Source organism: Pseudonocardia tropica (assembly GCF_040105315.1).
Taxonomy (GTDB): Bacteria; Actinomycetota; Actinomycetes; order Mycobacteriales; family Pseudonocardiaceae; genus Pseudonocardia; species Pseudonocardia alni.
On record NZ_JBEDNP010000001.1, the window covers coordinates 33,230 to 53,523 of the forward strand.

Here is a 20,294-nt window from a genome sequence, read left to right on the forward strand (position 1 = left end):
ATCAGCTGGGTCGACGTCGTCGTCGTGATCCTCGCCCTGCTGGCCGCGGCGTCCGGCTGGCGGCACGGTGTCGCGGTGGCGCTGCTGTCGTTCGCCGGCGTGCTGACCGGCGCGGTGCTCGGGCTGCGGCTCGCCCCGTTGCTGGCCGGGCAGGTGGAGTCCCAGCAGGGGAAGGTGCTGCTCGGGATCGGCGTGGTGGTGCTGCTCGTCGCGCTCGGTGAGGCGACGGGCGTCTACCTCGGGCGGTTCATCCGCGACCGGATCCGCGGCGAGGGCACCCTCAAGGTCGACTCGACACTGGGCGCGGGCGTGCAGGCCGTCGCGGTGGTGGTGGCGGCCTGGCTGATCGCGCTGCCGCTGTCCTCGACGAGCTTCTCCACCCTGACCAGCGGTCTGCGCGACTCGCGGGTGCTCGCCGGCGTGGACGACGTGATGCCGGACGCGGCGCGCAAGCTCCCCGCCGAGCTGCGCCAGCTCCTCGACGACTCCGGCTTCCCCGACGTCGTCAGTCCGTTCTCCCGGACGCCGGTCGCCGCGGTCGGCCCGCCGGACTCCGCGCTCGCGCAGTCCCCGGTGGTCACCGAGGTCCGCGACCGGGTGCTGAAGGTCCGCGGGCGCGCCCCGTCCTGCCGTCGCGCCCTGGAGGGGACCGGGTTCGTCGTCGCCCCGCAGCGGGTGATGACCAACGCGCACGTCGTCGCCGGGACGTCGAGCACCACCGTCGAGGTGACGACGTCCAGCGGACGGGCCCGTCAGCTCGACGCCCAGGTCGTCTACTACGACCCCGAGGTCGACGTGGCCGTGCTCGACGTGCCCGACCTCGAGGAGCAGCCGCTGCAGTTCAGCCCGGACCCGGCCCGCGTCGGCGACGACGTGATCATCCTGGGCTACCCGCTGGACGGCCCGTACACGGTCACCCCGGGCAAGATCCGCGAGCGGATCCGGCTGCGTGGCCCGGACATCTACGAGCAGGGCAGCGTGCTGCGCGACGTCTACACCGTCCGCGCGGTGGTGCGCTCCGGCAACTCCGGCGGCCCGATGATCGCCCCCGACGGACGGGTCGTCGGCGTCGTGTTCGGTGCCGCGCTGGACGACACCGAGACCGGTTTCGTGCTGACCGCCGAGCAGGTCGGGCAGGCGCTGAACGTGGCCGCGAGCGGCGCGTCGTCCCCCGCCGACACCGGGAACTGCGCCTCCTGACCCACCGCACCGCTCCCACGATCCGGGAACGAATGGCCGGATCGTGGGACAGATGCTTAGCGTGGGTACATGACCTCCGTCGACGTGACCCGTACCCGCCGTCGCTGGCTGGTGCTGACCGTCGGGGTGTTCGCCCAGACCGCGGCCTGCTCGTTCGTCTACGGGCTGCCGTTCGTGGTGCCCCTGCTGCGTGACACGGAGGGGCTGTCGCTGGCCCAGGTCGGCGCCTACGTCGGCGCACCGACGGTCGGTCTGCTGTGCACGCTGGTGCTGTGGGGCGCCGCCGCCGACCGGTCCGGCGAACGCGGGGTGATGACCGTCGGGCTCGCGCTGTGCGCGGCGGCCGTCGCAGGTGCGGCGCTGCTGCCGATCGGGCCCGGACCGCTGCTGCTGGTGCTGCTCGGCCTGGGCGGCGCGGGCGCGGCGTCGGTGTTCGCCGCCAGCGGGCGGATGGTGATGGGCTGGTTCGCCGCGCACGAGCGCGGCACCGCGATGGGGATCCGGCAGACCTCGCAGCCGCTGGGCGTCGCCGTGGCCGGGCTGACACTGCCGACCCTGGCCGCGGCCGCCGGGCCGTTCCGGGCGCTGCTGCTGCCCGCGGTGCTGTGCGTCGTCGCGTCGGTGCTGGTCGCGACGCTGGCGCCGGACCCGCCCCGGACTCCGCGGCCCGCGGGGGCCGCGCCGGAGCGCTCCCCCTACGGGACGTCGGTGCTGTGGCGGGTGCACGGTGCGAGCGCACTGCTGGTGGTCTCGCAGTTCGCGGTGGCGTCGTTCGCGACCGAGTACCTGGTCCGCGAGCAGGGGTGGCACGTGGCGGCGGCCGGCGCGTTCGTCGCCGGCGGGCAGGTCGCCGGGGCGGTCGGCCGGATCGCGACCGGGGTCTGGTCGGACCGGGTCGGGTCCCGGCTGCGCCCGATGCGCCAGGTCGCGGTCGCGGCGGCCGCGGTGCTGCTGCTGTTCGCGCTCGGCGACGCCGTCGCCGGATGGCTCGCGGTGACCATGCTCGCCGTCGGGGCGGTGGTGACGGTCGCCCCGAACGGGCTCGCGTTCACCAGCACCGCCGAGATCGCCGGGCCCGCGTGGTCCGGGCGGGCCCTGGGGGTGCAGAACACCGGGCAGAACGCCGTCGCGTCGGTGGTGCCGGCCGCGCTCGGCGCCCTGGTCGGCGCGACCGGCTACGCGGCGGCGTTCGCGATCGCCGCCGCGGCGCCACTGGCCGCGATCCTGGTGACCCCGGTCCGTGACGAGCGCCGGGCTCAGCAACCCACGGGCCGGTAGCCGAACCCGCGGGACGCGCGGTGGACGTGCCCCGGCCCGAAGTGGGACGGAAGGAGCAGGCCCCCGGATCGGGCGAGCCGCTCGCACAGGTCGTGGCGGGTCCGGGCCGCACCGGCCGGGTCGGCGTCGCCCGCCTGGGCGAGCGCGAGGTCGTCGAACTGCAGTGGGTGGTGCAGGACGTCGCCGCTGATCACCGCCTCCGGCGCACCGGGCGGCCCGATCTCGACGACGAGATGGCCGGGCGTGTGCCCCGGCGCGGTCCGCACCCACACTCCGTGTCCGAGGTCGACGTCGTCGCCGTCGACGGGCTCGACGAGGCCCGCGTCCAGGACCGGCGCGACGCTGTCGCACCAGGTCCGGGCCAGTCCCTCGGCGGCGCCGGCGCGGGGGGCGGAGCGGTGCACTGCGCCCAGCCACGCCAGCTCGGCCCACGCCACCAGGTGCCGCGCCCGCGGGAAGGCCGGGCGGCCGTCGCCGGTGGTGAGCCCGCCGCAGTGATCCGGATGCAGGTGGGAGCAGACGACGACGTCGATCTCCTCCGGCGCGACCCGCTCGGCAAGGCGGGCGGCGTATCCGGCGTCGAGCAGGTGGTGGGCGGGCAGGCCCGGGCGGTGGCGGCCGTCGCCGTTGCCGGCATCGACGAGGACGGTGCGGTCCGGGGTGCGGACCAGGTGGGTGGCGATCGCCAGGGAGATCCGCCCGGCGCCGGGGTGGGCCGGGAACATCTCGCGGACGTCGAAGGGCCAGTCGTCGAGCTCGACGATCCGCTCGATCGTCACGGGGCCACGCAGGTGGGTCGTCACGCCGTGATCGTCGGCGCGCCCGGCGCGACGCGGGAGTCCCCGGCGCGGGGTATCCCGCGCAGGGAGTGGCTCGGGACCGTCCAGTGCGCACAATGGGGGTCGTGACGGCTCTCGGCGAGTTCCTGGCGGCGCGGCGGGCTCGGCTCGAACCCGGCGCGTTCGGGCTGCCGACGACCGGTGCACGGCGGGTCCCGGGTCTGCGCCGGGAGGAGCTGGCCGGGCTCGCGGGAGTCAGCCCGTCGTACTACACGCGGCTCGAACAGGGGCACTCGCGTGGCGCCTCCCCCGCGGTGCTCGACGCACTCGCCCGGGTGCTTGCCCTGGACGAGGGCGAGCGGGCCCACCTGCACCGGATCGCGGCGACGGCGGCCCGTCCCGTCCCGCTGCGGAGCGCGCCGCCGGAGCGGGTCGACAGCCGGACCGCCGACCTGCTCGCCGCGATGTCGGATGTGCCGGCACTCGTCCTCGGCCGGTCCGGGGACGTCCTGGCCTGGAACCCGCTCGGGCACGCGCTGCTCGCGGCGCACCTGGACCCGCTGTCACCGGCCTGCCCGCGCCACCGCCCCAACCTGGTCGCGATGGCGGTCCTGGACCCGCACGTCCGGGCGCTCTACGCCGATCCGGTCGCCCGCACGCGGGATCTGGTGGCGGCCCTGCGGCTGGCGGCCGGAAGTCGACCCGACGACGCCCGGTTGTCCGCGCTCGTAGGGGACCTGTCGGTGCGCAGCGACGAGTTCGCCCGGCTCTGGGCCGACCACCAGGCGCACCCGTGCGTGCAGGAACGGTCCACGCTCCGACACCCGCTGGTCGGCGAGCTGACCCTCGACCACCAGGTGCTCGACGTCGGCCGCTCGCCCGACCGGACGGTGCTGGTGCTGACCGCACCGCCCGGCAGCCCGGACCAGGACGCTCTCGGGCTGCTCGCGCGGCAGGTCAGCGGGTGATCGTCTGGTCCCGCCCGGGGCCGACGCCGATCGCGGACACCGGCGCGCCGGTGAGCTCCTCGATCCGCTGCACGTAGGCCTGCGCGGCGGAGGGCAGGTCCTCCCAGGTGCGGGCGCCGGAGAGGTCCTCGACCCAGCCGGGCATCTCCTCGTAGACCGGGACGGCGTGGTGGAAACCGGTCTGGGTCATCGGCATCTCGTCGACGCGGTGACCGTCGACCTCGTAGCCGACGCAGATCGGCACCGACTCCAGCCCGGACAGCACGTCCAGCTTGGTCAGGAAGACGTCGGTGATGCCGTTGACGCGGACCGCGTACCGGCCGATGACGGCGTCGAACCAGCCGCAGCGACGGTTCCGGCCGGTGTTGACGCCGACCTCACCGCCGGTCTTGCGCAGCCACTCGCCCATCTCGTCGAGGAGCTCGGTCGGGAACGGGCCGGACCCGACGCGGGTCGTGTAGGCCTTCAGGATCCCGATCACGCGGGTAATCTTGTTCGGACCGATGCCGGAACCGACCGACGCGCCGCCAGCGGTCGGGTTCGAGCTGGTCACGAAGGGGTAGGTGCCGTGGTCGACGTCGAGCAGGGTGCCCTGCGAGCCCTCCAGCAGCAGCGTCTCCCCGCGCTCCAGGGCCTGGTTCAGCAGCAGCCGGGTGTCGACGATCTTGTCGGCGAACTCCTTCGACTGCTCCAGAACGGTGTCGACGACCTCGTTGAAGTCCAGCGCGCGCCGGTTGTAGACCTTGACCAGGACCTGGTTCTTCAGCTCGAGGGCGGCCTCCACCTTCTGGTGCAGGATCTTCTCGTCGAGCAGGTCCGCGGCGCGGACGCCGACCCGGGCGACCTTGTCCTGGTAGGCCGGGCCGATGCCGCGACCGGTGGTGCCGATCTTGGCCTTGCCCAGGTAGCGCTCGGTGACGCGGTCGATCGCCACGTGGTACGGCATGATCAGGTGCGAGTCGGCGGAGATCAGCAGGCCGGAGGTGTCGACGCCGCGCCGCTCCAGGCCCGCCTTCTCCTCGATCAGCGCCTCGGGGTTCACGACGACCCCGTTGCCGATCACGTTCTTCACGCCCGGGGACAGGATCCCGGACGGGATGAGCTTCAGCGCGAAGTCGCGACCGTCCGGCGTGACGACGGTGTGCCCGGCGTTGTTGCCGCCCTGGTAGCGGACGACCCAGCCGAACTGCCCGCCCAGCAGGTCGGTCGCCTTGCCCTTGCCCTCGTCGCCCCACTGGGCGCCGATCAACACGATTGCGGGCATGTAAGAGACTCCAGTTCACACACGCTCGTCACGGTCGCGGGACCGGGCGTGATTTCCGGTTTCCGCGGCGAGGAGGGTACTCGATCAGTGGTTCCGACCGATCCCGAAGCGGTTCTCCTCGACTGCCTGCCGCAGCGGCGTCACCGGCTTCCCTTCCACGGTATCCGGCCCGGCGCGCGGCGTGAACGCCCACCGTCGTCGCTGGTGACCGATCCCGCGGTGCGTTCGGTCACCGTCGGTCCGCGTCCCGGGAGGGCGGAGGTCGACGCCCTGCTCCCGGTGCCGCGGCTGATCGTGCACGGTGACGACGCCGACCTCGCCGCGGTGCTCCTCCGGCTGCTCCGGCGGGACGCGCTCGCGACCGAGGTCGCCTACCTGCCGGTGTCCCGGCGGTCGCGGGCCGCCGCGAACTGGGGCCTCCCGACCCGGTTCGACGACGCCGTCGCCCTCGCCCGGTCCGGCACCGCACGCGAGATGCCGCTGGTGCGCGACGACAACGGCGGCGTCCTCGCCGGCCGCGGGGAGATCCCCGATCTCTACGGCGAGGCCTACTGCGACGCGACGCGCGTGCTGCACGGCCGCGTGAAGGTGCTGGTCGTCGACGCGGGACCCGCGGGTGTGCACGTGCGGGCGGGGCGCGGGGTGACCGGCACGACCGGGCGGGCGATCCAGATCGGGACGACGGGTGCCACGCCCGTCCGGGACGGCGTGGCGCACCCGCGGGAGATCAAGCGGTGGGCCTGGTACCGGCACACCGAGCCGTGGCGGCCGGTGCTCCCGGGCTGATCAGCGGCCGGGGTCCTCGGGGGCGAGCACGGCGTCGGTCGCGGTGATCCCGACGTCGAACACCTCGTCGGTGGGGACGACGTAGCGGTTGCGGTGGTCCTGGCCCTCGCCGCGACCGCCCGGGACGCCCCCGGCCATCGGACCGTAGCCGGCTCCGCCGCGAGCCTCCGCCGCGCGGGCGCCGGTCCACGGCTCGACCGCGCCGCCGCTCCGCGGCCCGGGTGTGCGGGGCTCGGTGCCCCACGCCGTTCCGGCCCCGCCGCGGCCGCCGGGTACGTGCGGTTCGGTCCCCGCACCCGGCAGCCGCGCGGTGCCGCGGGACTCGCCGAACGGGGAGCCGAAGCCGCCGCGGCCAGCTCCGGAACCGGCTCCGTACGACCCGGTCCCGCTGCGGGGGCGGGTCTGCGGGGCGGCGGGGCCGGTCTCCGTGAGGGGACGGACGAGCTGCTGCCGGCGTGCCTGGTCGCCGAAGCGTCGTGCGAGGTCCTCGCGGGTACGGGCGGCGTCCGGCAGCGGCATCGGGGTCGGAGTCCGAACGCGGTCCGGAGCGGGCGGGATGCGGGAGCCCGGCGCCGCGGTACCGCCTCCACCGGTGCCCGACGACGATGCCGGTCCGTTCGGTACGGGGACGACGGGTGAGAGCCCGCCACCGCTTCCGGCGCCTCCACCCGCGCCACCACCGAGGCCGCCGCCCGACGGGCCTGCCGGCGCGGGCACCGGCTGCGAAGCCGACCCGACCGGGGGAAGCCCGACTCCGGCCGGTCCCGGCGTCGGGCCGGAGACGCCGCCGCCTACCGGAGCGACGGAGACGCCGGACTGCGGTCCCGGCGAACCGCCGGGACCCGGCGTCGCGCCCGGAGATGTCGCGGGCGGGGGCGCGGCGGCGGCCTCGGTGGTGAAGCGGTCGTCGATCGCGGAGGTCTCGGACTCGTACTGCTGGAGCGCGCGGTTCGCGACCTCGTCGTTGATCTGGTTGTGCTCGGCGATGGTGACGTGGTCGGCGCCCCTGCCCCGGAGGGACTGCCAGGCCTCGCTGATGTTGTCGCCCGCACGCTGGACCCAGGAGAACTCGGCCGGGTCCATGAACCGGACCTGACCGCGCATGCGCTCGAACGCGCTGCCGTGGTCGAGCATGCGGTCGGCGCCGTTCCGGGCGACGGTCGCGGTGCCGTCGACGCCGGTCGCGGTGCGGTCCAGGGACTCCTGGGCCGCCCGGGCGGCGGGGCCCTGCCACACGATGCCGAGGTCGGCCATGCCGCGGTCGAGGGTCTGCTTGGTGGCCGCCATGTCGTCGACGAGCCTGCGGAGCCCGTCGGAGGTCTGGCGGGTGGCCTCGGCGCCGGGTTTGCCGATGATCCAGGCCGCCTTGGTCGCGATGTCGAACGCTTCGTAGTTGTAGCAGCGAGGGAGGGGCATCCTCGGATCCCTAACGCTCGAGCAGCGGGCCGCTGTACGGCGGAGTGGTGGGTTTCAGGGTTGCCGCGTTCTCGTCCTCGATGAGCCCGTATTCCTGCGCCGCCTGCTTCAGCCGTTCCCGAGCGTCGACCAGCTCGCGCAGATAGTCTTCATGGATCCCGACGATGGCATCGACCTTGGGCTGGAACACGGTCACTGCGTCACGTGATACCGGGTCGTCACCACAGGCAGGGAGACTTCTCAACCTGGTGGCGGTCCAGCGACTCTCCTGCATCGACCGGACCTTCTCGTCCATCCGCCGGTAGACGCCCAGGACGCTGTCGGCGTCGACCTGCAACATGAGCGAATCGCTGGCCGACCCCTGTGGAACGTGAGCGGATGTCTTCATGTGCCAGACGGTAGGTCAGTCATCAACTGGTCAATCGTGGATCTGTCGTAACAGTTCGCAGGTGCGAACCAATCAGTGCGTACGAGCTTCCGCCAGGTAGCTGCGTGCCAGGATCTCGGCCTTCTGACACGCGCCGTCGGTCGAGACCATGTTCTGCTCGCCGTATCCGAGGGACTCCATCTGAACCCGGATACTCGCGGTGTCGGCGGTATCGAGGTACAGCTCGCATAACGCCGAGCCCCCTCGGTTCTCCACGATCTGAACGGCCCCGAAACCATCGACGGTAGTGACGACTGCCCCTCTCGCTGTTACTACCTTCTCGGCCGGACTCCGAATCGATTGCACCGTGTAGCTGTCACCGACGTCGAAGTTCCCCCAGGAACACGCCCGGCTCGGTCCGTCCGCCAGCGGCACGATCGCAGGATTGTCGCCCTCCACCCCGAGGCGCTGCCGGAGGTCCGGCGTCATCGCGACGCACGGGTCGACGTTCGCCACGTCGATCTCCACCGGCCGCGCCGGAAACGGCCCCTCCGGCCCCGCAGCCCCACACCCCACGACCACCCCGCACACGAACAGCAGGACGACAACGAGTCGGACCACCAGCGACGCTCCCCCGGACACGAACAGGACGGCAGCAGGCTAGCCCGCCGCCCCCAACCCCCGGGCCCGTTCCGATCAGGCCGCGGCAGCCGAATCGTCCGGACGCCGATGATAGCTGTCCACATAGGTCTGACCGGACAGGTCCGCGATGGCGTCCATGATCTCGTCGGTGACCGCGCGCCGGATCGCCGGAGCGCCCGCCAGTCCCTCGTAGCGACTGAACTCCAACGGCCTCCCGAAGCGGATCTCGACCCGGGCCAGGCGCGGGAACAGCCGTCCGATCGGCTGCACGCGCTCGGTCCCGATCAGCCCGACGGGCACGACGACCGCGCCCGTCGACAGCGCCAGCGACGCGACGCCGGTGTGCCCACGGTGCAACTTGCCGTCGAGGGAACGGGTGCCCTCCGGATAGATGCCGAACGCACCGCCACACTCCAGGACCCTGCGTCCCGCGGCGAGCGCGGCGAGGCCGGCGCGGGCGTTGGACCGGTCGACCGGGATGTAGCCGAGCGCCCCCAGGAACGCGGCCATCAGGCGTCCGCGCAGGCCGCGCCCGGTGAAGTACTCGGCCTTGCCGAGGAACGCGACCTTGCGCGGGGCGACGAGCGGGATGAACGCCGTGTCGACGGCCGCGCGGTGGTTCGCCGCGAGGATCACCGGACCGGTGGGCGGGATGCGGTCCGCGCCGCGCACGCGGGGCCGCCACACGAGCCGGACGAGTGGCGCGAGGACGTAGCGGATGAACAGCTGCACCGTGAACCCCGATCAGTGAGCGACGTCCACAACTCCGTGCAGGGGGACCCGACGTCCCGGCGCCGAACGACGCCCGATTCTGCTCCGAGACCGGCCCGTGACGGAAGCCCTTCCGCCCGTTCAGTCCACGTGAGGATCGGTGAGCTGCCCGCGCAACGCACGCAGCGCCTCGCTGCGGGTCATCCCGGTCGCTTGCAGCAGGTCGACGGCGATCGAGCGGACCTGCGCGACCAGCACCGGCGCCGAGACCGCGGGCGCCGCGGCCGGCTGCCCCTCCACCGGCCGGGCGACGACCGCACCGGGGTCGGCGAGGACCGGTGCGTGCCGCACGGCCTCCAGGATCGGGCCGCGGGCCTTCTCCCGGTCGCCGTCCTGCCCGAACTCCCCGATCAGCGCCTCGACGGAGACGGCGAGCTCGGTGATGGCGTCCGGCAGACCGGGCGGGACCGGTTCGCCGTCCTCGATCGCGAGCATCGCGCGCCGGGCGAGCACCCGGGCGTTGCGGTGGGCGTAGTCGGCCCGCTCGGCGAGCGTCCGGTAGCGGCGCAGCATGGCCCGGCGCGGCCGGTGCATCGGCGAGACCGCGACGACGTCGCCCGCGGAACTGACGGCGGCGCGCAGCTCGTCGATGACGGCCTGGGTGTCGCGGGCCCGGGCCAGCGCCCGCGACGCGCTCTCCCGGTCGCCCTCGCGCAGCGCCGTCGCGGTCTCGGTGAGCACGGTGACGAGGTCGTCGAGCACCCGGCGGGCGACCCGGCGCACGATCCGGACCGGGTGCACGGGGATGACCGCGGCGACCAGGATCCCGGCGAGGCCGCCGATCAGGGCGTCGATGCAGCGGTCGATCCCACCGGTCTCGGTGGGCGGGAGCAGCGTCGTCACCAGCACCGCGGACACCGCGGCCTGGTTGACGAACAGCGTCCCGCCGTCGGTGAACACCGCGATGACCAGCGCGAGCGCGACGACGAGCACCAGCTGCCAGAGGCCGCCGCCGATCTGCGCGATCAGCAGGTCGCCGATCAGGACACCGATGCTCACCCCGACGACGAGTTCGACCGTGCGGCGCAGCCGCGAGTTCAGCGACATGCCCAGGCTGAGCACCGCCGCGATCGGCGCGAAGAACGGCCGCGTGTGACCGACCAGGTCACCGGCCACCCAGAGGGCGAGGCCGGCGGCCACGGAGCACTGCAGGATCGGCAGCCACGACGCGCGGACGCGCCGGGCACCGGCCCGGCCGCGTGAGCGGACCCGGTCCCACGCGGCCACCGGCGTCAGGACACGCCGAGGGCGGCGAGCGCCTCCGGGTCCGAGTCGTCGATCAGCGTCCGCAGGCGCTCGACCTCGGGGGCCTCCCCGATCGCCGTGGCGGCGCGCAGCAGCGCCCCGCACGACCGCAGGAAGCCCTGGTTCGGCTCGTGCGACCACGGCACCGGGCCGAAGCCCTTCCAGCCGTTGCGGCGCAGCTGGTCCAGGCCGCGGTGGTAGCCGGTGCGGGCGTAGGCGTAGGCGGCGACGGTCTCGTCGGCGTCGAGGGCGCGCTCGGCGAGGACCGCCCAGGCGATCGACGACGACGGCGACCCCGCCGCCACCTCCGACGGGTCCCTGCCCGCGGTCAGGTCCGCCGCGGCGGGGTCGACCGGGAGGCGCGTGTCGTCGGGCTCGAGCAGGTTGCCGTGCAGACTCATGCCGCCATCCTGGCGCGCACCCACCGGTCGTCGCCAACCGGTGGGCACTCGACGAGGATCCGGAGGAGGACTCAGAGGGCCTTGCCGGCGGACTTCAGCGACTCGCAGGCCTCGATGACGCGCTCGCTCATCCCGACCTCGGCCTTCTTCAGGTACGAGCGCGGGTCGTAGACCTTCTTGTTGCCGACCTCGCCGTCGATCTTGAGCACTCCGTCGTAGTTGGCGAACATGTGCGACACGATCGGCCTGGTGAAGGCGTACTGGGTGTCGGTGTCGACGTTCATCTTCACGACGCCGTAGGTCAGCGACTCGTGGATCTCCTCGAGCAGCGAGCCGGACCCGCCGTGGAAGACCAGGTCGAACGGCTTGGCGCCGGCGTCGAGACCCAGCTTCTGCACGGCCACCTCCTGGCCCTGCTTGAGGATCTCCGGGCGGAGCTTCACGTTGCCCGGCTTGTAGACGCCGTGCACGTTGCCGAAGGTCGCGGCCAGCAGGTAGCGGCCCTTGTCGCCGGAGCCGAGGACCTCGACGGTGCGCTCGTAGTCGCCGGGGGCGGTGTAGAGCTTGTCGTTGATGTCGTTCGCGACACCGTCCTCCTCGCCGCCGACGACGCCGATCTCGACCTCGAGGACGATCTTCGCCTTGGCCGCCTGCTCCAGCAGCTCGGCCGCGATCTTCAGGTTCTCCTCGAGCTCGACCGCGGAGCCGTCCCACATGTGCGACTGGAACAGCGGGTTCCGCCCCTTGTCCACGCGCTCCTGGCTGATCGCGATCAGCGGACGCACGAACGAGTCCAGCTTGTCCTTGGGGCAGTGGTCGGTGTGCAGCGCGATGTTGACCGGGTACTTGTCCGCGACGACGTGCGCGAACTCGGCGAGGCCGACCGAGCCGGTGACCATGTCCTTCACCCGGGTGCCGGACAGGAACTCCGCGCCACCGGTCGAGACCTGCACGATGCCGTCGGAGCCGGCCTCGGCGAACCCGCGCAGCGCCGCGTTGAGGGTCTCGGTGCTGGTCACGTTGATCGCCGGGTAGGCGAACTCGCCGCTCTTGGCGTTGTCCAGCATCTGGTTGTAGATCTCGGGCGTGGCGATGGGCACGGGCCTGCCTCCTCGTCGTCGGCGGTCGCTGCTCCGCGCAGCGCTTCTTGTCTCCGGGTGAGTATCACGTACCCACGGGGAAGGGGGAGCGATCGTCGGGATGGGCCTGGTCTCACCGCGGACGACGCCGCCGACCGCTGCACCGGGTAATGCTGCGAAGGCTGTCGGTGGTGGTCGCTAGTGTGGTGGGCGTGGAGGAGGAGCGCGCCGAGAACGCCGTCGACCGGACGCTGGGCCGGTTGCGCGCCATCGACAGCCGACCGGCGCCCGCGGGCACCGGGCCGCACCCGTTCGCCCCGGGCACGGCGCCGGCCCCGGTCGACGGGCCGGGTGGTTCCGGGGCCCGGCAGGGCCCGGACACGCCGCTGACGCTGGCCGATCTCTACCGCGACCATCGCCTGCGGCTGATGCGCCTCGCGATGCTGCTGGTCGACATCCCGGCCACCGCGGAGGACGTGGTGCAGGAGGCGTTCACCGGCCTGCACCGGCACTGGACCGGCCTCCGGGACGAGACCGCCGCCGTCGCCTACCTGCGTGCTGCCGTGGTGAACGGGTCCCGGTCGGTGCTGCGGCGCCGTCGCACGGCACGCGAGTACGTGCCGCCGCACGCGGCGAACGCCCGCTCCGCGGAGTCGCTGGCCATGTTGTCGGCCGAGCACCAGTCGGTGGTCGACGCGCTGGGCCAGCTCCCGCCGCGCCAGCGCGAGGTGCTCGTCCTGCGCTACTACGGCGGCCTGACCGAGTCCGAGATCTCCGAGGCCGCCGGGATGAGCCGCGGCACGGTGAAGTCGACCGCCAGCCGCGCGCTCGACGCCGTCGCCCGGATCATGGCCGAGCGCGCCGGGACCGAGGCCGTCCGGCGTCCGGGGGAGGTGCGATGACCGGACCCCAGCCGCCGCAGCCCGGCCGCGACGACGCCGCCCGCCGGATCGGCGAGGCGCTGCAGGCGCAGGCCCGTGGGCGCCCGATGCCGCAGCGTCCCGCGGCGGGCCCCGCCCCCGTGCCGCCACGCGTGCCCGGCCGGGTCCCGCCGCCGGTCCCGCGTCCCGGACCGCCCCCGCAGCGCCGGCCGCAGCAGGCCCCGGCGCCGGCGCCCGCCCGTTCGGCGACCGGCCAGATCGTCTGGGCCGCGGTGATCGCGCTGCTCCTCGGGGCGCTGCTCGGCGGGGGTCTCGCGCTGGTGTCGGTGCTCCTGCCGGGTGCGCTGCCCGCCCTCGGCTGAGCCGCTCACAGCACCCCCACAGCGACGGCCACGTCGATCCGCGTCACCCGGCCGGTACCGTTTCCCGACGTGACGGTTCTCGCCGCGACGCAGACGCTCGCCCTCGGTCCCGACTGGCTCGACCCGGCGGTGATCATCGAGTCCCTGGGTCCGTGGGCCCTGGTGGGCGTCGCCGCGATCATCTTCGCGGAGTGCGGGCTGCTGCTCGGGTTCTTCCTCCCGGGCGACTCGCTGCTGTTCACCGCGGGCCTGTTCGTCGCGCAGGGCGCGATCGACGTGCCGCTGTGGCTGGTCTGCCTGGTGCTGGTGGTGTCCGCCTTCGCCGGCAACGCCGTCGGCTACGGGATCGGCTACCGCGCCGGACCGGCGATCTTCGACAAGCCGAAGTCGAAGCTGTTCAACCCCCAGCACGTCGAGAAGACCCACGAGTTCTTCGAGAAGTACGGCAACCGGGCCATCGTCCTGGGCCGTTTCGTACCGATCGTGCGGACCTTCATCACCGTCAGCGCGGGCGTCGCGCGGATGGACCCGAAGCGCTACCTGACGTACTCGCTGATCGGCGGCGTCGCGTGGGCGGCGGGCGTGACGGTGCTGGGCTACTTCCTCGGCCAGTTCGCGTTCGTCCGCGAGCACATCGACCTGATCCTCATCGCGATCGTGCTGATCTCGGTGCTGCCGATCGTGTTCGAGGTGCTGCGGGCGCGGGCCGCGTCCGGGCGCGGGAGCCCCGCCGGCCCGGTCGACGGCGTCGCGGGGGCCGCGACCGGTGCAGCCGCCGCCACCCTCACCGGCCACTCCGCCGACGACGACCCGGCCGCGGTCACCATGCAGATGCCGGCCGTCGGGAACGGCCCGGCGCCGCAGGCCGGGCGTCCCCGGGACGGGCAGGCCCCGCACGCCCCGCAGCCCGGTCGCGCCCCGCAGCACACCGGGACCGGACCGCAGCACGGTGGCGCAGTGCCGCAGCACGGCCCCGGCCCCCGCCTGCCGGACGGCACGGAGCCGCCGTACCGCCACACCACCGGCCGCCCCGCCATGCCGCCCCGGCGCGGCAACTGAGCGTCGATCGGCGCGTCTCCGCCCTGCCTGTGGCGGAAACGTGCTGATCACCAGGCGTCGGACAGGTCCGCGTGCTCGCGGATCCACGCGTGCATCACGACGCCCGACGCCACCCCGGCGTTGACCGAGCGCGTCGAGCCGAACTGGGCGATCGACACGACCAGGTCCGCGGCGTCGCACAGCTCCGGTGACAGCCCGGGGCCCTCGGCGCCGAACACGAGCACGCAGTCCCGCGGCAGCGACGTCCGTTCCAGCCGGACCGCGCCCGCGACATTGTCCACCGCGACCACGGCCAGGCCGTGCTCCCGGGCGAAGGCGACGAGCCCGCCGGCCTCGGCGTGGTGGTGCAGCCGCAGGTAGCGGTCGGTGACCATCGCGCCGCGGCGGTTCCACCGGCGTCGCCCGACGATGTGCACGCCGGCGACGCCGAAGGCGTTCGCCGTGCGTACCACCGTGCCGATGTTGTGGTCGTGGCCGAGGTTCTCGACCGCCACGTGGAACGGGTGCGCCCGGCGCGCCAGGTCCGCCGCGACGGCCTCGCGGCGCCAGTAGCGGTAGCGGTCGACGACGTTGCGCCGGTCGCCCTGCTCCAGCAGCTCCGGGTCCCAGTGGTCGCCCTGCGGCCACGGCCCGGCCCACGGGCCGACCCCGACCTGTCCGGGGACCGACCACTCGCTGGGCCCGGGCTCGCTCATCCCAGCTGCAGGTCCGCCAGCCCCAGCAGCGCGCGGTACGGCACGCCCTCGGCCTCGACGGCCTGCCGGGCGCCGGTGTCGCGGTCGACGACGGTGCAGACCCCGACGACGTCCGCGCCGGCCTGCAGGACCGAGCGCACCGCGGTCAGCACCGACCCGCCGGTGGTGGAGGTGTCCTCCACCACCAGCACCGGGCGGCCGCCGATGTCCGGGCCCTCGATGAGCCGCTGCATGCCGTGCTTCTTGGTCTCCTTGCGGACGACGAAGGCGTCCACCGGGTCGGTGTCCGGCTCGGCCGACGCCGCGTGCAGCACCGCCGTCGCGACCGGGTCCGCGCCGAGCGTCAGCCCGCCGACCGACCGGTAGGTCCAGTCCGCGGTGAGCTCGCGCAGCAGTCGCCCGATCAGCGGCGCCGCCTCGTGGTGCAGCGTGACGCGGCGCAGGTCGATGTAGTAGTCGGCCTCCGCGCCGGAGGACAGCGTGACCCGCTCGTGGACGACGGCGATCTCCCGGACCAGCGCGGCGAGGCGGGAGCGGTCGGTGTGTGCGGAGCTCATGTGCGATCCCTGTCGAACGTCGCCGTGATACGTCGCAGCAGGCCCCGGGGCAGCACCCCGGTCACCCCCACGATCGCCTTGTACTGCCTGGAGGGCACGGAGACGACCCGGCCCCGGTCGAGGTCGGTGAGGGCCTCGTCGACGACCTGGGAGGCCTCCAGCCACAGCGGGCCGCGGCGGGCGCCGACGTCGATGCCGGCCCGCTCGTGGAACTCGGTGCGCACGTAGCCGGGGCACAGCACCATCGCGCGCACGCCGGTGCCCTGCAGCGACGCGGCGACGCCCTCGGTGAAGGAGATGACCCACGCCTTGTCGGCCGGGTAGGTGGAGCCGCGCCCGGCCAGGAAGCCCGCGACGCTGGAGACGTTCAGCACCGCGCCGGTGCCGCGGTCGACCATCCCGGGCAGCGCGGCCCGCGTCAGCTCGAGCACGGCGGCCACGTTGACCTGCAGCTGGCGGGCCAGGTCGGCGGCGTCGTTGTCCAGGAACGAGGCGCCCAGCGCGAGCCCGGCGTTGTTGACGAGCAGGTCGACCGGCGCGACGTCGGGGTCGGCGAGGCGGCGCACGACCCGGGCCCGCTGGTCCGGGTCCGACAGGTCGGCGGGCAGCACCTCGACGGCGACGCCGAGGTCGCGGTAGCGCTGCGCGGCGGCCTGGAGGCGGTCGGCGTCGCGCGCCACGAGCACGAGGTCGCGGCCGTCGGCGGCGAGCCGATCGGCGAACGCGGCCCCGATCCCCGACGACGCGCCCGTGATCATGACGGAGGGCACGCGGGGGAGCGTAGTGCGTCCGCACCCGACCGGCGCAGGCGCGACGGTTACCGACGGGTCCGGTGTGACCCGTGCGACAGGCGTGTCCGGCGACCTCGTGAGACGGGCCGCTCTCGCGTGCCGGTGCACCATGAAGCCTTTACCGTCGAGACCATGACGTCCGAGGCGCTGCCGATCCAGCGGCCGGTCGATCCCGCTTCCCCCGGCACCTCCGACGTGCCGAGCGGCCCGTCGCCCCGTCATTCGAGGGTCGCCGTCGTGGGGGCGGGGTTCACCGGACTCGCCGTGGGCCTGGCCCTGCTGCGGCGGGGTGTGCACGACTTCGTCCTGCTGGAGCGGGCCGACGACGTCGGCGGCGTGTGGCGCGACAACACCTACCCGGGGGTCGGCGTCGACACGCCGTCGCCGCTGTACCAGCTGCGCGCCATGACCAACCCGGACTGGAGCGACCTCTACGCGCCCGGCCACGAGGTGCAGGACTACGCACGGCGCCTGGCCCGCTCGACCGGCCTGCTCGACCACGTCCGCTTCGACGCCGACGTGCTCTCCGCCCGCTGGGACGCCGCGGACGCCCGCTGGCGGATCGCGACGCCGTCCGGCGTGTTCACCGCGGACGTGCTGGTCAGCGCGGCCGGGCTGGTCGCGGACCCGAAGCTGCCCGACGTCGAGGGCCTCGCCGACTTCCCCGGCCCGGTGTTCCACTCGGCCCGCTGGGACCACGACACCGACCTCTCCGGCTCGCGCGTCGCGGTCGTCGGGACGGGGGCGACGGCGATCCAGCTCGTCCCCGAGCTGCAGCCGCGCGTCACCGAGCTGCACGTCCTGCAGCGCACCCCGGCCTGGATCCTGCCGAAACCCGAGCGTCCCGTCGGCGAGCGCACCCGTCGCGCGCTGGCGGCGAACCCGCTGCTGTGCCGGATGCAGTTCGACGTCATCTACGTCGGCGCCGAGCTGCTCGCCGCCACCCGGCGCTCGCGGCTGCTGCGCGAGGCGCTCACCCGGGTCGGCCGCAGGCACCTCGCCGCCCAGACGCCCGACCCGCAGCTGCGCGCGCGGCTCACCCCCGACTTCGACTACGCCTGCAAGCGGCCGCTGGTCTCGAACGACTACCTGCCCGCGATGAGCGCGCCGAACACGACGCTGCACACCGGTGGGCTCGCCCGGGTCGAGGGGCGGACCGTCGTCTCGGGCGACGGCAGCCGCGCCGAGGTCGACGCGATCGTGCTGACCACCGGGTTCGAGGTCGGCGCGACCGCCCCGATCGCGCGCCGCATCCACGACGCCCACGGCCGGTCGCTGCACGACCACTGGGGCGCCTACCCGCGCGCCTACCTGGGGATGAGCTACCCCGGCTTCCCGAACCTGTTCCTCATGCAGGGCCCGAACGCGACCAGCGGGGCCAGCTCGACGCTGCTGTTCTCCGAGGCCCAGGCCCGCTACGTCGCCGACGCCGTGTGCCGGATGGCGGCCGAGGGCATCCGCGCGCTCGACGTGAAGCCCGCCGTCGAGGAGCGCTGGACCCGGCGGATCCGCCGCCGCTCGGCCCGCACCGTGTACGAGACCGGCGGCTGCGCGAGCTACTACCAGAACGCCGAGGGCGTCAACGTCGTCATGTGGCCCGCCAACACCGCGGAGTACCAGCTGCGGACCCGCCGGTTCCGGCTGTCGCCGTTCGACGTCGAGCGGGGCCGCACCGGCGCCGGGCGCCCGCTGCACCCGTTGCGCCCGGTCCGGCTCGCCGCGACGGCCTGACTCACCCGCGGGGCGCGGCCCTCCAGTCGGCGACCTCGCCGAGCAGTCGCTGGACGGCCTCGTCGTCGAGGAACGACGAGGTGAACGAGTTGGCGGCGAGCGTGCGGAGCTGGTCGTCGGTGAAGCCGAGGCCCTCGCGGACCGCGGCGTAGTTCGCGTCGACGTAGCCGCCGAAGTAGGCGGGGTCGTCGGAGTGCACCGACACGTTCAGCCCGGCCGCGAGCATCTCCGGCAGCGGGTGCAGCCCGATGCCGGGGACGCAGGCGAGCCGGACGTTGGACAGCGGGCAGACCGTCAGCGGGGTGCGGTCGCGGACCAGGCGGGCGACGAGGGCGTCGTCCTCGATCGCGCGGATGCCGTGGTCGACGCGCAGCACGCCCAGCTCGTCGAGGGCCTCGGTCACGTAGCCCGCCGGGCCCTCCTCCCCGGCGTGCGCGACCGGCTTGAGGCCCAGCCCGCGGGCCCGCTCGAACACCGACGTGAACTTCGACGGCGGGTGCCCGACCTCGGCCGAGTCGAGCCCGACCCCCACGATCCGGTCCAGGTACGGCTCCGCCGCCCGCAGGGTCTCCTCCGCCTCGGCGGCCGACCGGTCGCGCAGGAAACAGAGGATCAGCCCGGCGGAGACCTCGTCGGCGTGGTGCCCGATCGCGTCGGTGAGCCCGCCGATCACGTCGCCGATCGCGACGCCGCGGGCGGTGTGCGCCTGCGGGTCGAAGAACATCTCGACGTGCCGGACGCCCTGTTCCGGGCAGGTCCGCAGGTAGGCCGAGGCGAGCGCGGCGAAGTCGTCGCGGGTCCGCAGGACGGCCATGTTGGCGTAGTAGACGTCCAGGAAGGACTGCAGGTCGGTGAAGTCGTAGGCGGCCCGCAGCTCCTCCACCGAGGCGTACGGGAGGTCGACGTCGTGCCGGCGGGCCAGCTCGAACACGGTCTCGGGTTCGAGCGTGCCCTCGATGTGCAGGTGCAGCTCGGCCTTCGGCAGCGGCGGGGTCCCGGTGGTCGTCACCGGGACATCATCCCGCGCCGCTCGGGGCGGTCAGGAGCTGGTGACCGTCGACGTCATATAGGCGGAGACCTGGTGGCCACGGGAGCGGTCGCGGGCCGCGGCGCTCGCGCGGGCGCGCTGCGCCGCGGTGCGCACCGGACCGGCCGCCCAGTGCCGCCCGCAGTCCCCGGCGGCGACGACGGCGCGCCCCGCACCCGGGCGGGAGGGCAGGTCCGGCAGCCGGGACGGCTCCCGGTGCCCGGCACCGAAGAGCAGCTCCTCGGGGGTGGCGGACGGGGCGGCCGGGATCGCGGTGGCCGGAGTGGTGACGGCCGCCGCGCCGGTGGGCTCCCAGGTCGCGTCGGCGAACAGCTCGGCGCCGCGCCGGGCCGCACGGATCCCCGCGGCGACGGCGCGCCGGGCCGGGCCCGTGCGGGTCGGGCCGCTCTGCGGGGCACTCACCGCGACGCCGGCGTCGAGGTCGTCGAGCACCGCGTCGGCGGCGCCGGCGGTCCACTCCGGCCGGTCGTCGCCGCGGACGGCGGCGACGTGCACGTCGCCGGTCAGGGTCGGGGCCAGCGAGGTGACGAACGAGACCGCCCACGCGGCCGACCGCTCGTCCCCGCCGATCGCGACGATCCCGCCGGCGCCGCGGCGCAGCATGCCGGGCAGCGCGGCGTGGGTGAGGCGCATCGTCGCCGTCATGCCGAGGTCGACGCTCGCCCGCCCGACGTCCGTCGTGGCGCCGGCCGCGTCGGCGAGCGCGTCGTGCACGAGGACGTCGACGGCCGGGGCCTCCGGTCCGGTGAGGAAGGCCTCGAGCCGGAACAGGCCGTGCCGGGTGCCGAGGTCCGCGAGGAGCACGTCGGCGCGGATCCCGTACCGGGCGGCGAGCTCCCGGACGGTGGGGGCGACCCGCTCGGGGTCGCGGGTGACGAGCAGGAGGTCGTGTCCGCGCGCGGCCAGTCGGTCGGCCAGAGCCGCGCCGAGACCCGAACCGCCGCCGGTGATGAGAGCCATAGCCACACGATCAG

The 20,294-nt window shown here is 74.2% G+C and carries 22 protein-coding genes; 8 read left to right on the forward strand and 14 right to left on the reverse strand.

Translation table 11 applies throughout. The features are described 5' to 3' along the window. On the forward strand, window positions 1-1,200 hold the full coding sequence (locus tag WHI96_RS00165) for a MarP family serine protease (protein WP_062403929.1): 1,200 nt from the start codon (window positions 1-3) through the stop codon (window positions 1,198-1,200). Window positions 1,201-1,269: 69 nt separating this feature from the next. Then, a complete protein-coding gene (locus WHI96_RS00170; protein WP_345654269.1) occupies window positions 1,270-2,478 on the forward strand; it encodes an MFS transporter in 1,209 nt (402 codons plus the stop codon). Here WHI96_RS00170 and WHI96_RS00175 read toward each other — a convergent pair. Next, window positions 2,457-3,281 carry an MBL fold metallo-hydrolase gene (locus tag WHI96_RS00175; protein ID WP_345654272.1) on the reverse strand — a complete coding sequence of 275 codons (825 nt, stop codon included), beginning with the start codon at window positions 3,279-3,281 and terminating at the stop codon, window positions 2,457-2,459. The two genes, WHI96_RS00170 and WHI96_RS00175, sit on opposite strands and share 22 nt — an antisense overlap. A gap of 92 nt (window positions 3,282-3,373) precedes the next feature. On the opposite strand from WHI96_RS00175, the gene WHI96_RS00180 reads away from it, so the two are divergent. Further along, on the forward strand, window positions 3,374-4,225 hold the full coding sequence (locus WHI96_RS00180; protein ID WP_425571733.1) for a helix-turn-helix domain-containing protein: 852 nt from the start codon (window positions 3,374-3,376) through the stop codon (window positions 4,223-4,225). Here the strand turns inward: WHI96_RS00180 and WHI96_RS00185 are convergent. Then, the gene (locus WHI96_RS00185) at window positions 4,215-5,489 is read right to left on the reverse strand and encodes an adenylosuccinate synthase (protein ID WP_345654278.1); all 1,275 of its coding nucleotides are present in this window, start codon (window positions 5,487-5,489) and stop codon (window positions 4,215-4,217) included. The two genes, WHI96_RS00180 and WHI96_RS00185, sit on opposite strands and share 11 nt — an antisense overlap. A 204-nt stretch (window positions 5,490-5,693) precedes the next feature. On the opposite strand from WHI96_RS00185, the gene WHI96_RS00190 reads away from it, so the two are divergent. Next, window positions 5,694-6,275 carry a hypothetical protein gene (locus WHI96_RS00190; RefSeq protein ID WP_345654281.1) on the forward strand — a complete coding sequence of 194 codons (582 nt, stop codon included), beginning with the start codon at window positions 5,694-5,696 and terminating at the stop codon, window positions 6,273-6,275. Here WHI96_RS00190 and WHI96_RS00195 read toward each other — a convergent pair whose 3' ends face one another. The 7 genes from WHI96_RS00195 to fbaA form a co-directional block, all read right to left on the reverse strand. Then, window positions 6,276-7,691, reverse strand: coding sequence for a WXG100 family type VII secretion target (locus WHI96_RS00195; protein ID WP_345654284.1), 1,416 nt, complete (start codon window positions 7,689-7,691; stop codon window positions 6,276-6,278). Between the two features lie 10 nt (window positions 7,692-7,701). Continuing rightward, entirely contained in the window at window positions 7,702-8,079 is a 378-nt protein-coding gene (locus WHI96_RS00200) for a hypothetical protein (RefSeq protein ID WP_345654287.1), read from the reverse strand. 72 nt (window positions 8,080-8,151) lie between these two features. Further along, window positions 8,152-8,679: a DUF3558 family protein gene (locus WHI96_RS00205; RefSeq protein WP_345654290.1), complete on the reverse strand. Its 528-nt coding sequence runs from the start codon at window positions 8,677-8,679 to the stop codon at window positions 8,152-8,154. A gap of 75 nt (window positions 8,680-8,754) precedes the next feature. Then, on the reverse strand, window positions 8,755-9,432 hold the full coding sequence (locus WHI96_RS00210; RefSeq protein WP_345654292.1) for a lysophospholipid acyltransferase family protein: 678 nt from the start codon (window positions 9,430-9,432) through the stop codon (window positions 8,755-8,757). Between the two features lie 120 nt (window positions 9,433-9,552). Next, on the reverse strand, window positions 9,553-10,698 hold the full coding sequence (locus WHI96_RS00215) for an FUSC family protein (RefSeq protein WP_345654295.1): 1,146 nt from the start codon (window positions 10,696-10,698) through the stop codon (window positions 9,553-9,555). A 5-nt stretch (window positions 10,699-10,703) separates the two neighbouring features. After that, a complete protein-coding gene (locus WHI96_RS00220) occupies window positions 10,704-11,117 on the reverse strand; it encodes a DUF3151 domain-containing protein (RefSeq protein ID WP_345654297.1) in 414 nt (137 codons plus the stop codon). A 71-nt stretch (window positions 11,118-11,188) separates the two neighbouring features. After that, entirely contained in the window at window positions 11,189-12,217 is a 1,029-nt protein-coding gene (gene fbaA / locus WHI96_RS00225; protein ID WP_345654300.1) for a class II fructose-bisphosphate aldolase, read from the reverse strand. A gap of 191 nt (window positions 12,218-12,408) precedes the next feature. Here fbaA and WHI96_RS00230 point away from each other — a divergent pair, with 191 nt between their 5' ends. The 3 genes from WHI96_RS00230 (at window position 12,409) to WHI96_RS00240 (ending at window position 14,498) form a co-directional block, all read left to right on the forward strand. After that, on the forward strand, window positions 12,409-13,098 hold the full coding sequence (locus WHI96_RS00230) for an RNA polymerase sigma factor (protein WP_345654303.1): 690 nt from the start codon (window positions 12,409-12,411) through the stop codon (window positions 13,096-13,098). Next, complete coding sequence (locus WHI96_RS00235; RefSeq protein ID WP_345654306.1) at window positions 13,095-13,439, forward strand: hypothetical protein; 345 nt, start codon at window positions 13,095-13,097, stop codon at window positions 13,437-13,439. The genes WHI96_RS00230 and WHI96_RS00235 overlap by 4 nt, the downstream gene beginning before the upstream one ends. Before the next feature lie 69 nt (window positions 13,440-13,508). Beyond that, window positions 13,509-14,498 (forward strand): DedA family protein, encoded by a 990-nt coding sequence (locus tag WHI96_RS00240; RefSeq protein WP_345654309.1) that lies wholly within the window; start codon window positions 13,509-13,511, stop codon window positions 14,496-14,498. Window positions 14,499-14,545: 47 nt separating this feature from the next. Here the strand turns inward: WHI96_RS00240 and WHI96_RS00245 are convergent, their stop codons facing one another. The 3 genes from WHI96_RS00245 to WHI96_RS00255 are packed head-to-tail and all read right to left on the reverse strand — an operon-like array spanning window position 14,546 to window position 16,520. Continuing rightward, the gene (locus WHI96_RS00245; RefSeq protein WP_345654312.1) at window positions 14,546-15,193 is read right to left on the reverse strand and encodes a TrmH family RNA methyltransferase; all 648 of its coding nucleotides are present in this window, start codon (window positions 15,191-15,193) and stop codon (window positions 14,546-14,548) included. After that, on the reverse strand, window positions 15,190-15,750 hold the full coding sequence (pyrE, locus tag WHI96_RS00250; RefSeq protein ID WP_345654315.1) for an orotate phosphoribosyltransferase: 561 nt from the start codon (window positions 15,748-15,750) through the stop codon (window positions 15,190-15,192). The genes WHI96_RS00245 and pyrE overlap by 4 nt, the downstream gene beginning before the upstream one ends. Next, on the reverse strand, window positions 15,747-16,520 hold the full coding sequence (locus WHI96_RS00255; RefSeq protein ID WP_345654318.1) for an SDR family NAD(P)-dependent oxidoreductase: 774 nt from the start codon (window positions 16,518-16,520) through the stop codon (window positions 15,747-15,749). The genes pyrE and WHI96_RS00255 overlap by 4 nt, the downstream gene beginning before the upstream one ends. A gap of 153 nt (window positions 16,521-16,673) precedes the next feature. Between WHI96_RS00255 and WHI96_RS00260 the strand changes: the two genes are divergently transcribed. After that, window positions 16,674-18,272 (forward strand): flavin-containing monooxygenase, encoded by a 1,599-nt coding sequence (locus WHI96_RS00260; RefSeq protein WP_345654321.1) that lies wholly within the window; start codon window positions 16,674-16,676, stop codon window positions 18,270-18,272. A gap of 1 nt (window position 18,273) precedes the next feature. Here WHI96_RS00260 and WHI96_RS00265 read toward each other — a convergent pair whose 3' ends face one another. Together WHI96_RS00265 and WHI96_RS00270 are read right to left on the reverse strand one after the other, a co-directional pair. Then, window positions 18,274-19,281 (reverse strand): adenosine deaminase, encoded by a 1,008-nt coding sequence (locus tag WHI96_RS00265; RefSeq protein ID WP_345654324.1) that lies wholly within the window; start codon window positions 19,279-19,281, stop codon window positions 18,274-18,276. A gap of 30 nt (window positions 19,282-19,311) precedes the next feature. Continuing rightward, the gene (locus tag WHI96_RS00270) at window positions 19,312-20,280 is read right to left on the reverse strand and encodes an SDR family NAD(P)-dependent oxidoreductase (protein ID WP_345654327.1); all 969 of its coding nucleotides are present in this window, start codon (window positions 20,278-20,280) and stop codon (window positions 19,312-19,314) included. Window positions 20,281-20,294: the final 14 nt, after the last annotated feature.